Source organism: Paenibacillus sp. ov031 (assembly GCF_900143165.1).
Classification (GTDB): domain Bacteria; phylum Bacillota; class Bacilli; order Paenibacillales; family Paenibacillaceae; genus Paenibacillus; species Paenibacillus marchantiae.
The window spans coordinates 44,584-56,768 of the sequence record NZ_FRDO01000010.1; the positions used below are offsets into that span (position 1 = coordinate 44,584).

At 45.1% G+C, this 12,185-nt stretch carries 10 protein-coding genes; 4 read left to right on the forward strand and 6 right to left on the reverse strand.

What is annotated here, in order from left to right; genetic code table 11:
* Positions 1-5: 5 nt before the first annotated feature.
* The 5 genes from BUA17_RS28145 to BUA17_RS28165 all read right to left on the reverse strand — a co-directional run bounded on the left by BUA17_RS28145 (position 6) and on the right by BUA17_RS28165 (position 7,533).
* Complete coding sequence (locus BUA17_RS28145; protein ID WP_072735672.1) at positions 6-1,466, reverse strand: alpha/beta hydrolase family protein; 1,461 nt, start codon at positions 1,464-1,466, stop codon at positions 6-8.
* A gap of 460 nt (positions 1,467-1,926) precedes the next feature.
* Positions 1,927-3,306: an amino acid permease gene (locus tag BUA17_RS28150; RefSeq protein ID WP_072735673.1), complete on the reverse strand. Its 1,380-nt coding sequence runs from the start codon at positions 3,304-3,306 to the stop codon at positions 1,927-1,929.
* Between the two features lie 175 nt (positions 3,307-3,481).
* Positions 3,482-4,834 carry a sensor histidine kinase gene (locus tag BUA17_RS28155; protein WP_072735674.1) on the reverse strand — a complete coding sequence of 451 codons (1,353 nt, stop codon included), beginning with the start codon at positions 4,832-4,834 and terminating at the stop codon, positions 3,482-3,484.
* A complete protein-coding gene (locus BUA17_RS28160; protein ID WP_063567131.1) occupies positions 4,831-5,505 on the reverse strand; it encodes a response regulator transcription factor in 675 nt (224 codons plus the stop codon). Before BUA17_RS28160 ends, BUA17_RS28155 begins: the two co-directional genes overlap by 4 nt.
* 54 nt (positions 5,506-5,559) lie before the next feature.
* On the reverse strand, positions 5,560-7,533 hold the full coding sequence (locus BUA17_RS28165; protein WP_072735675.1) for a serine hydrolase domain-containing protein: 1,974 nt from the start codon (positions 7,531-7,533) through the stop codon (positions 5,560-5,562).
* 170 nt (positions 7,534-7,703) lie between these two features.
* Between BUA17_RS28165 and BUA17_RS31990 the strand changes: the two genes are divergently transcribed.
* The 3 genes from BUA17_RS31990 (at position 7,704) to BUA17_RS28180 (ending at position 9,902) form a co-directional block, all read left to right on the forward strand.
* On the forward strand, positions 7,704-8,069 hold the full coding sequence (locus tag BUA17_RS31990) for a DUF6713 family protein (RefSeq protein WP_063567174.1): 366 nt from the start codon (positions 7,704-7,706) through the stop codon (positions 8,067-8,069).
* A 237-nt stretch (positions 8,070-8,306) separates the two neighbouring features.
* On the forward strand, positions 8,307-8,702 hold the full coding sequence (locus BUA17_RS28175) for a hypothetical protein (RefSeq protein ID WP_072735676.1): 396 nt from the start codon (positions 8,307-8,309) through the stop codon (positions 8,700-8,702).
* Between the two features lie 210 nt (positions 8,703-8,912).
* Complete coding sequence (locus BUA17_RS28180; protein ID WP_072735677.1) at positions 8,913-9,902, forward strand: DUF4003 family protein; 990 nt, start codon at positions 8,913-8,915, stop codon at positions 9,900-9,902.
* Between the two features lie 96 nt (positions 9,903-9,998).
* Here the strand turns inward: BUA17_RS28180 and BUA17_RS28185 are convergent, their stop codons facing one another.
* Positions 9,999-10,988 carry a phosphotransferase enzyme family protein gene (locus BUA17_RS28185; RefSeq protein ID WP_072735678.1) on the reverse strand — a complete coding sequence of 330 codons (990 nt, stop codon included), beginning with the start codon at positions 10,986-10,988 and terminating at the stop codon, positions 9,999-10,001.
* 249 nt (positions 10,989-11,237) lie between these two features.
* Here BUA17_RS28185 and BUA17_RS28190 point away from each other — a divergent pair, with 249 nt between their 5' ends.
* Positions 11,238-12,182 carry an alpha/beta hydrolase fold domain-containing protein gene (locus tag BUA17_RS28190; protein WP_072735679.1) on the forward strand — a complete coding sequence of 315 codons (945 nt, stop codon included), beginning with the start codon at positions 11,238-11,240 and terminating at the stop codon, positions 12,180-12,182.
* Positions 12,183-12,185 lie beyond the last annotated feature (3 nt).

Sequence of the window (12,185 nt, forward strand, 5' to 3'; positions counted from 1 at the left end):
TAGATTCAACCTTTTTTCAATGAATAGGATGTGTGTTCTCCCACTTCACTGTCCAACTGGAGCGGTTGCCCTTTCAGATAGTGGTTAAAGAAGTCGATTGTTGTATCATTTACAATTTGGTGTGCTTTCCTTGCATCTACACCCTGTGACCATTTCAGAATGGGAGATACCAGATAGAGGTCCGAGAAGCTTAAATGTTTGGTATTACTCAGCTCCATCCAGTAGTTCCCTCCCGCGGTCACCGGTTCATAACGAGCATACACTTCTTCGTAGTATTTCTCGGCTTCCGGACGAGTCGTACCCATAGCTGCAATCTCGTCGTCACTCATGACACTTGTACCTGCAACGGTTGTATCCGCGCTCATCATGAGAAACGGTTTGCCTACACCTTCAGCAGGAATACGCTTCTCTCCAAACAATACGCCATCCATGTTCATACCTGCTTTGACACGAGGATCATCCATCAGCATCTGTACGGTTGTTGCCCCGCCAAATGAATGTCCAAACATGCCGATGTTGTCCAGATCTAGATGACCGTTAAAACGCCCGTTTGCGTCATTGGCAGCCAGTTTCTCCACTTGATCCAGCACAAATTGCGCATCCTTCACCCATGTCTCGTTGAGCTTGTCCATATAACTGAACTGCAGTTGATCGAATCCTTCCTTGCCCTCCGATTCAAATTGCGACACACGCCCATCCGGGAATACCGAGACCAGACTGCTGTACGTATGATTAATGCCCACAACAATATAACCTTGGCTGATCAGTTGCTCCACCTGGAACGTATTTTGGCTTTCATATCCGTGTAGGCCATGAGAGAAAAGAATGACCGGATACTTGGCTTCCGCATCAGACAATGATGCCTCCTGAATAGCATGGGTTTTGACTTGACTCAGGCATGAAAATAGAAGCTTTGGCAGCGTCAGTACATCATTAAAGGCTGTTGCATACACTTTCGGATCATTCACGTAAGGAGCCGTTGTTCCCTTGGTGTCTTTAACCGTTGGATACCAGATCTGCACCATCAGTTCCCGTTTGTCTCCGGCAGTACTCGTCAGCAATTCCTCCCGGCTCTCATCCGTCCAATCGTAGGATACCGTACCGATTCCGTAAGGTCCTGTTGGTTTATCAAACGAAAATACCGGGAACAGGAGTGGCAGCCCGATTGTCACAGCAGCGTATACCAATACCAACAGCGATGTTCCGATGATTCGAACACGTCCGAATTTCCGCATAACGGTTGATTTTGACCTTTTAGCGATTAACACAATCAGTGGAACCAGTGTGAGCAAATACGCCGGAATCATGGGCCAACGCAATCCCTCAAGCACCCCATGTACCAGCAATAATACAACCGATATGACCCATCCTCCCCACACCATTTTCCGAGGTTTGTTTCGGCCCCCAATCAACCATACCAGCATTACTACATTGAAAATAAGATAAATCCATTCCAGTGTTCTCATTATTCCTTGCCCCCTTCTCTACCACAACTGAAATTAAAATATATCGTGCAGTAGCTCTTCTATTTCCAATCATAAAACCTCCAGTTACAGGAGATTCAAGCATGAATTTTGAAAACAAAAAAATGCACTCCCTGTATGACACTCGATCTCCCGAAGGTTCTCCCATGTATTCAAGGAATGCACATATGATATTAAGATATTAAGTTGACTAGGGAAATTATACACCTTGCCACTACGAGTGCAGTACCATCTTCCGATCGCTCTTATCCCCATATTTTTTGATTCACCTTTTTAAAAAGGGAAAATCCGGGTTAGCGTATGCTTCCGATGTAGCTTTCTTTCAGAAAGCTTTTAGGCGCACGCTTCGCTTCTTCAGATTGGTTCTGCCCTCTCCGTTCCGGTGTAAAATTCAGGCACAACTTCTAAACATATTAACACCAACGGTTTTATAATATATAAGTTAGTGATCTTCGCCTTCATCTACCCGCTGTCTTTTTCCTATGCCAAATACAAAATAACCGATCACAACGATCGCCATAAATGTAGCCCCAACAATGAGGGGTAACCGCGTATCCGGGTTAAATGCCATACCGATAATGACAAGCGTCAGATATACGATGATGATATAGTTGCTGATTGGGAACCATTTGGATTTAAAATTGTGTTCAGCCATCTCATTGCCCCAACGCTTTCTGAATCGGAACTGGCTGAAGGCGAGTGCGAACCACGGAACCATCCCCGGAAGAACACTTGCGCTGTAGATATACAGGAACAGTTTGGAGTCCGGCATCAGGTAGTTGAGTACCACACCCACCAGCAGCAAGGAAATCGTAATGATAATACTGTTGCGGGGAACCCCGCCTTTGGACAGCTTTTTGAAAAAGGCCGGTGCCTGTCCATTCTCCGCAAGCGTGTAAAGCATACGTCCTGCACTATAGATCCCACTGTTACATCCCGACATCGCCGCGGTAAGCACGACAAAGTTGATCATTCCCGCAGCAGCGACAATCCCGACTTTGGCAAACGTCAGTACAAACGGACTTCCCGTCTCTCCCACTTCATTCCAAGGGTACAATGTCACGATGACAAAAATGGCCCCAACGTAAAAAATGAGAATACGCCACACGATGTTTTTGATCGCTTTACGCAGCGTGATCTTCGGATTTTCTGCTTCACCTGCCGTAATCCCTACCATTTCGACACCCTGGTAAGCAGCCGTTACGATACACAGGGCAAAGAGGAAACCTTTGATCCCTCCTGGGAAAAATCCGCCATGGCTCACCAGATTCGATAACCCAATGGGCTGTCCTCCGTTCCCCCAGCCGAAGAAGATCAATCCAGTTCCGATCACGATCATGAAGACAATCGCTGTCACCTTGATCAGCGCAAACCAGAATTCGAATTCTCCATAGTACTTTACCGCTGCCAGATTCGCTGCTGCAATAATAAGCACGCCAGCCAAGGCAGGCAGCCATTGTGGAATATCCGGGAACCAGTAGCCTACATAAATCCCAATCGCGGTGACTTCCGCCATACCAACCGTTACCCAGAGGAACCAGTAACTCCAGGCAGTCAGGAACCCGGCGAGTGGACTGATATACTTATGAGCAAATGTGGCAAATGAACCGGTGACAGGCTCCTGAATCAACATTTCCCCCATAATACGCATGACAAAAAAGATAATGATCCCGGCCAGCAAATAGGCCAGCAGCACCGAAGGACCTGCCCATTTGATCGTACTTGCCGATCCCATGAACAATCCGACCCCGATCGTACCTCCGAGTGCAATCAGCTCTACATGGCGGGGCTTTAGCCCTCTAGATAGTTGCTTTGATTCCAAACGATTCTCCCCTTTTCACATTCACATTAACGCAATGCAGAATTACTTCACCAAATTGTACGAGATGTACCACAGAAATACAACAAGGAATGTAAGGAAGCGGATTCAGTGCACAGTAACATAAATAGAGCTACCAACAAATTAATGTTAGGCAGCCCTCAGCTGGTTTTATTATTTATCCTATAGGCAGATGAACCAGCACCGTCGTACCCTCACCCTCCTGGCTTTTCATTTCGACGGCTCCGTGATGGAGCATCACAATTTTCTTGACGATCGCAAGGCCCAGACCGTTACCGCTGATGCTGCGGTTTCGCGACAGATCTGTTTTATAAAACCGATCAAACACATAATCGAGCTGCTCTGGCGCTATTCCAATGCCCGTATCCGTTATCGTGATGAGAATTTCGTTCTCTACCTGGTGCGTCCGTATATGAATATGCCCACCTGCTGGCGTAAACTTGATGCTGTTCCCCAGCAGATTCATCCAGACCTGATCGAGCTGATCCCGATCTGCTGTAACTTGAATCGGTTCTGCCAACTCCAGATGAACCTGAATATTTTTGGTGGACCACTGCGGCTCGCAGGTAACGATAATTTGCCGAATTTGCTCATCAAGATTATAGGTAGCCGCCTCGAACGGATGATGATCGGAGTCCAGAGATGCAAGCTCCAGCAGATTATCGCTAAGTCTGGATAGCCGTCCACTCTCCGTAATAATGATATCGAGGTAATAGTTACGATCAGCCTCGGCAACCAGGTTACTATTTTTCATCGCCATGGCAAATCCGGAAATAGAGGTCAGCGGGGTTTGAATCTCATGAGATACATTGGAAACAAAATCCTGTCTCATCTGTTCCAACTGTTTGAGCTCACTCGCCATCTCATTAAAGCTGTGTGTCAAAGCTCCCATTTCGTCCACACGTTTCGTTTGGATTTCCACGTCAAAATCACCCTTCGCCAGCTGTTTGGTTGCACGAGTCAATACCTGAATCGGTTTCACCAAGTACCTTGCAGCAATAAAAATACATAGGCTTCCGATAAACAGTGCGAGTAATAATATCAGGAGGACCATCCGATTAATGATATTTTCGTTCTGCGGGGAATATTGCATAAACACGGCTTGCGGCTCCCCTTGGAATGGGAAAGGAAGACCGATAAAGGTCTGATCCACCTCAGCCGGAGAACGATAGACCTGACCCTGCAATACCATTTGAACCACCTCTGGTGCAATTTGAACGGTCTGCGTATTGTCCAGATCATAGTATGTTACGTTGCCGGAAACATCATATAGATGAATGGGATAGGTGGATATCTTCACCATACTTTTAATGAATGCCTCCCGGTCCTCCGGGTGTGTTTGTTCATAGAGACGTATCATTTCCTCACCTGTTGCAATCATGTCATTCTGACCGAGATGGTTTACTTCTTTTTTGAACAGAAAGAGCCCTATGAGGAAAGACGACAGCAGGCTGAAAATAATGACAACCAGAAATGTGATAATGATGCGAACGTATAAGGTCTTGATCATGTGATCACTAACCGGTAGCCCAGACTTCGGGCCGTTTCAATCTGAAAATGGTGGGCATCACCAGCGAATTTTTCCCTTAATCGCTTAATGTGAACGTCAACCGTTCGGTCATCCCCTTCATAGTCGCTCCCCCAGATTTTCGTAATTAGCTGTTCCCGGGTAAATATCTGCCCAGGCTGATTCGCCAGCATGAACAGCAATTCGAACTCCTTTAAAGGCAGATTAAGCGTCTCCTCCCCTCGAATCACTTGAAAACTGCGGCGATTCAGTGTAATGCCCCCCAATTGAATCGTTTGGGAAGAGACAATCAGATACCGTTTCAGCAATGCTTTCACTCTCATCACAAGCTCCAGTGGATCGAAGGGCTTCGTCAAATAATCATCTGTTCCAAGCTGGAATCCCTTCACTTTCTGAGCCGATTCCCCTTTTACCGTAACCATCAAGAGCGGCATATTCAGATCCATGCGCCGGATCTCCCGGCATAGTTCCCAACCATCCAATTTTGGCATCATAATATCGAGGATAACCAGATCAATTGGGGATTTCTCAACAATATCCAATGCTTCTGCACCGTCTTTAGCCACCACGATCTCAAATCCCTCATTCCGCAAAAACAAGGTAATCAGCTCACGAATGTGCACATCGTCGTCCACGACAAGGATTTGGGTCATATCAAATGCATGCCTCCAATATATTTCTTCTCCTCTTCCACCTGGGTGGAGGGTTCAACCAAAATGCCAGCCCAACAGATTCCAATGATAGAAAAATAAACATAAGGTTACTGCTGCTAGAGTTACGAACGTATAATACACACGCTTAGGTAACGTCCAATATTTGTTTTTCCATGCCAGAACGTTCATTGTTACGATTGCCACACTCCATCCCACAAGAATCAGAGGCAAGAACAGATAAAGACGTAGAGATAGTGGAATATGACTGAGTCGATCGATCAGATCTATGTTCATCACCAGAAGTGTAGCTCCCAAGGTCACCAATGACCACACGGACGTAACTACCGACAGCAGGACTGGCCATTTCTGCGCCCTTGGCATCGCTTTGATTTTGCGTCTACGATAAACAGCTCCCAGTAGTACGGTAATGAACAGAACGGCCGAGATACCGAGCAACGGAAGCCAGAACTTCGATTGATTAATTAACGGGGTTGGTTCCAGTGGCATGGGGTTGAGTATATCCAGAAACAGATACGTGACCTTGCCCTCTGTATCCGTACGGAATCCCATCTGATGCTTGCCGCCGACTTCCTGGAATAGATTCACTCCAATCGGAGTGTATACTTGCTGATCTGCACCACTTCCAATCGACAACCGGTTATCCGAAACTTCAATATTGATCTGAGTCAGAAAACTGAAAAACTTATCGATCTTCGTGTGATTACGACGTGTAAATTGATAGGAACCTGCATATTTCTCCAGAGGCTCCCCCAGTTCAATAGAGGTTGCAGCAGGCTGATTCGTCATATGGGCAGGATAGTAACGATCAAAGAAGGCTTGCGCCAATCCTCCTGCTGCCGTTCCACCGTCCCCTCCACTATAGGAAACAAATATGCCGACTTGTTGGTCTGGTACAAGATAAAGCGCTGTATTAAATAGCTCGTCGGCACCTCCATGAGAGATCACACGCAGTCCATTCATGTTCAACTCATAAAAGCCCAAGTCCATGGCGGGTAAACGTTCGTCAAACTGGAATGCCGGGGAATGCATAAGCCTGGCGGTTTCCGGCTTGAGAATTTGCTTATCCTCATATTGTCCGTCCTGTAAATGGGCAATCATGAAATGAGCCATATCATTCGCCGAGACACTGCCTGATCCTGCAGGTCGGAAGCCACCTTCAAACGTAGGACGCTTGGTTACATACTCGCCATTGGCTCGGGCATATCCAAGTACGGCATAGGGCTTCAACGATGCCGGAACAGGCTCCTCCACCGTAGCATACTTCATGCTCAGCGGATCAAATATATTTTTCTGTATATAGTCATTATAAGCAATGCCACTAACTTCTTCGACGATAAGTCCGGCGAGTGAGGCACCATAGTTGGAATATGCCAGCATCGCGCCTGGAGGCATGACCCGAGCTGGCATATGGTTTGCCATTGTTTCTGCAATGGAGACGGGGAGCTTCTCTGGATCAGTGGTAATCTGATATCCAACACCGCCTTCCTCAAACCCTGCCGTATGGGTCATGAGATGACGTAACGTAATTGGTTCCGCATAGGTTGGTGGTATTTTCACCGTTTTCAGATAGGTGTTAACGTCAGTGTCCAGATCAAGCTTTCCCTCCTCAACCAGCTGCATCACTGCGGTCCATGTGAACAGCTTTGTGGTCGACGCAATCCGAAACAGGCTGGTCTCGGGATCAACGGGTTTATTTTCTTCGATGTTCGAATGTCCGTACCCTTTGGAGAGCAGAATCTTCCCATCCTTCACAATCGAAATGACGGCACCCGGAATCTGTAAAGAATCCATTTGAACATCCATAATCCCATCAATGAATGCTGCTAGCTGTTCTTTGTTATCCAGGTTAACAGCGACTCCCTTCTCTTGTGTACCAGAACTCAATCCGGAAGAGTAAGCCTCTGCTGATACGGGAGCTTTAATCCCTAACCAAGTTGCCCCTAGCGTAGCACCCAACAATACCAGTAACATCATTTTGCAAACCATTTTCCTTATCGACGATGACATAACAAACCTCCACCACTCCGTATATTTTGTGTTGATCACTGTTCCTCGGCTTTCTTTCGAGAGCATATCAAGAACATATGAACGGAGCGTGAACCTTTTAGTCATATTTTGCCAAATATAATTGGCTTTAGTAAGATAGGGGAAGGTTGAATAAGAAAGGGAGAATGGGTATGCCTGACTTTTTACTAGTCTTATTTTTGTTTAATTTATCTTTATTTCTATTGCACGAAATGGACGCCATTAGACGATCTGAGTGGAAATTGTTTATCGTGCTGAAAGATATGGAAGATGAAAAAGCCTATAAATGCTTCACATTCGTTCACCTACCACTCTATACCGTCATACTCGCACTGCTTTTCAGCTCATATCAAACGATTACGTTCTGGGTGCTGGATATATTTTTCATCATTCATGCGGTACTGCACCTATTTTTCGAAAAACACCCTCGTAATGAATTTAAGAATTCATTTTCCAGATCATTCATTTACCCTATGGGGATTATTGGGGCCATCCATTTGTTAGCGTTATTATTGTAATTTCATTAGATCGTACATTGAGAAATAAGAAACCGTATGACCGCCTAAAGCGGTCATTTTTTGTATACTCTTTTCCGCTATTTACAACTGTATTTTATTGGTATATATTATAGCCGTCAGGAATGTTAACGCTAACATAAACTGAAAAAAGGAGGATGTCTCCATCCACTTCGAAAAGGTTTTCGTTTTAGTGAGGTTACCCTTTAAAACATTTCATTTTGAAAGGATGAGGTATCGATGAAAAAACTTAGCAGCACCTTGTTTGTGTTTTTTATGGGCATATCCCTTATGTTTGGCCTGACCGCATCAGCTAATCCCGCCATCGTAAGTTATGGAGGCAGCTATTCCAATACGCTCACTGCTGGTCAAGGATACGCCTACATTCTCCCTAATGCCAAAACCACCGGTACAAGCGTAAAAATTACGGCTTCCGCAGCCAATGCACTTCAACTGCACTACTACTGGAGCTACAATAATACGACAATCGATCTGGGGACAGCCATCGTAAACAACAACAATTACACCGGCGGTTCAGCCTACTACAATCCTGGCACTCTGGTCACTGTGGTAGAACGCGTACCCGCGTCCACGACGTTGTACCCTTCCGTATCCTACACGATTTCTTTCAATTAACAATACAACGAACACATAGTAACTATTCTTATATGAAGATTTAAATACATGAACTCTTTCAGTTAAATCAAAAATGCACCTCTTAGAAGTACAAATTGGAGCCTGCCAAGGATTCCATAAACTTCTGTTGGGGTGCTTTTTTTCTGTGAACGGTGAGGCCCCATTTATAGTAAACTGGAGAAAAGGTCCAATCACTCGGGAGGTCTGCTTATGCAAGAGCAACATGCTGCACGAGTCGAATTATTCGTTACCAACACTCAGATCATCAAGAAATCATTCAAATGGCAAAATGTGATGATGCACCGTCTGGCAGCCCTATTATATGCAGCGGAAAATAAACAAGCTGATGGCGAGGCTATTCGTCAAAGTCATGAATTGATTAAGCAAAACACCAATCTCTTCTCGGCTTTCAGAGGAAATTCGGCGATCAGCGTCGCTACCTTACTCTCGCTTACAACAGATCAGGAAAAGAAACTGGAAGACACTCTCTTTATCTATGATCTGCTGAAAAAAGTGAAATTTCGTACGTCCGATTTTCTGGTTATTGCCGCCTATCAGATTGCAGCTCACGCGGCGCCTGACCAATTCGAGCTTAAGGTCGAACGAGCCAAAGCATTTTATGATCACATGAAAGCCCAACACCGCTTTCTTACCGGACAGGACGACTATATTTTCGCTGCCATGCTGGCCCTTTCCGATCTCGACGTAGAATCCGGTGTGACCCGTATGGAGCAGCTCTATGCAGAATTAAAACCTGAGTTCTCACCGGGCAATAGTGTGCAGGCATTAACGCAGGTGCTGGTCCTAGGCGATGATAATCCGGAGGCGGGCGCTCATGTGATAGCGTTAAATGAAGCATTCCGCAGACGGGGAATACGATTAGACAAAATGTACACCCTGCCGGCTCTGGGAATCCTCTCCTTACTGCCCGCTGACATAGATACGCTAGTAGAACAAGTTGAGGAAACGTATGAATGGTTACGCACACAAAAGGGCTTTGGTGCCTGGTCAATTAACAAACAGGAATTGCTGCTGCTCTCGTCCTCGCTGGTGGCTGTGCAATATGTGGAGGATCTTCGAAACGGCGTCCTGACCACGACGGTCTCCACCAGCATCACCAACATTATCATTGCCCAACAGGCCGCCATGGCCGCTGCTGCAACATCGGCTGCCGTCGTAGCTTCGACTTCATCGAACTAAGTAAAGGTCATGACATGCATCTTACAAAATAAAACAGGCCCTCTGGAACCATCCAGAAGGCCTTCTTCATTTGAATCCAATTGCTGTAAGCCATCACTACTCAACAATTCCCGTATCCCGGAACTCTTCCACGAAACTATTGAGCCAATCCGAACCATAATCCAGCGCACCCATATCACTTTCGATAAAAGCAACATCAAGACCCATAACCCAGAATCGGCGAGCGAAAATAAAGAGATCAACAGCCTGTTCATCTTCGGTAGAGAAGCTTCTAACTGAACGATATCCTGCCATGAGCGCACTCCATAACACTTCTTTTTGCTCACCAGACTGTCTCTTTCGAGCCTTCACCTGCGCCAGATCGTAGGCACGCCAGCCTTTAGCCGCCCACTCAAAGTCATAATGGATGAACTGATTGCCCTGTTGAAAAGCGTTATTGTTCCCATGCATATCGCCATGGCACAGCCCCTTGTCCAAACCTAGTTTGGATGCGACGCCGATTCTTTCTTTTAACTCTCTAGCAAACGTATTTAGAAATGATGCTGCTTCATTTTTTTCACCGATGTAGTTGATGATTCGTTCAAGAGGCTCGTCAATGAGAAACTTCGTATCCAACTCATATCGCGGCTGCTCCAATACCACTTGGTCCATCGCTTTATGCAGCTCAGCCGCAGACTGACCAAAAGCGTAACACGACTCTTCATCTTCAAGGTTGTTTTCGATACCCTCAATATACCGAAACATCACAGCAACCCGCTTGCCTTCCGCGGCCTCCAACACCGTATATCCAGTATGATCTTTCTTCTCGATGTGTTCTCCAATATCGGTATGTACAGATGAATCTAAAATGCCCTTTAATTGAGATAACAGGGAGAGTTCGTACTGAACATCAACCTCCGTAATTTCAGTACGGTAGACACGAAGAATATACATGCCAGAAGAAGTACGTACCCGGTAGGTATCATTTAACCCTCTCAGCCAAAATAAACATTCTTCCCACGATCCGATGTCGTATTGAACACTCAATACATGCTCCAGATATTTAGGGTTAAGCACTGAACGTAAAGCAGTCGGTTGATTGAACATATGTATGCTCCTTCAGTTTGATATAATCATCACTTTAGTTACAGATAAATGATTCCTTCATCTATCAATCTATAACATAGTATATTTTTAATTTATTTTCCAGAATATATATTTAATCGGGTGAATCCTTAGCTGAATTCATTTCGCCTTTTTTATGCGCACCAATCACTTTCCCAGCCTTGACCTTGAAGTATACTTCAGGCTTTATACTGTGGATAACATACTTTATGGATGAGAGGCGGCGCACAGATGAGTGTAAATATATATAACAAAAAACGCTCTATTAAGAGCTTTCTATTCGAAAAATACATTGGAACTTTAGATAGCAAGAAGAATTTATCCACGCGAGAAAACACCCTGAAGCACTTGGAACACATGGGTGTAGAGAACACTAAGCCTTATGAGCTGGGTAAGGTTAAATTAATCTCTTCAGTAAACGAACGTTTCTTTGAAGACATGCAGGTATTTACTTTGAATGACCAGATGTCTGCTGACCAAAAAGTGATTCTATATATACATGGCGGCGCTCATACGCACCAGCCTCTAACCTTTCATTGGAAGTTCATGGACCGCATCGCACAATCGTTGAATGCCAAAGTTATAGCACCCATCTATCCCAAAGTGCCTCATTTCAACTACCAGCATACATATCCAAGACTCTTGAACTTATACCGTGAAATCATTGAATCGATAAAGAGTCCTGCACAACTTACCATTATGGGAGATTCAGCGGGAGGAAATATTTCGCTTAGCTTTGCACATTACATCAAGACGAATCTTCTTCCTCAACCCAAAGATATCATTTTGTTATCTCCATGTGTGGATATGGTTCTGGACAACCCGGTCATATTCGACTATGAGACCCGAGATCCGATGCTGGCTGTGGAAGGCTATGATGTGATTCGGAGAATATGGGCGGCAGATAAAGATCTGGATGATCCACTGATTAGTCCAATCTATGGAGATTTCAAAAGACTCGGAAAGATTACCATTTTCATCGGAACTCATGAAGGTTTATTTCCCGACAACATGAAGCTCGACAAACTGCTTACCGACCAGGGCATTGACCATAATACCTTTGTATATCCCAAAATGAATCATGTCTTTGTTCTTTACCCTATTCCTGAAGCCAAGGATGCAGAGCACAAAATCATTAATATTATTAAGCATGCATCACATGAAATGCATATATGAGAC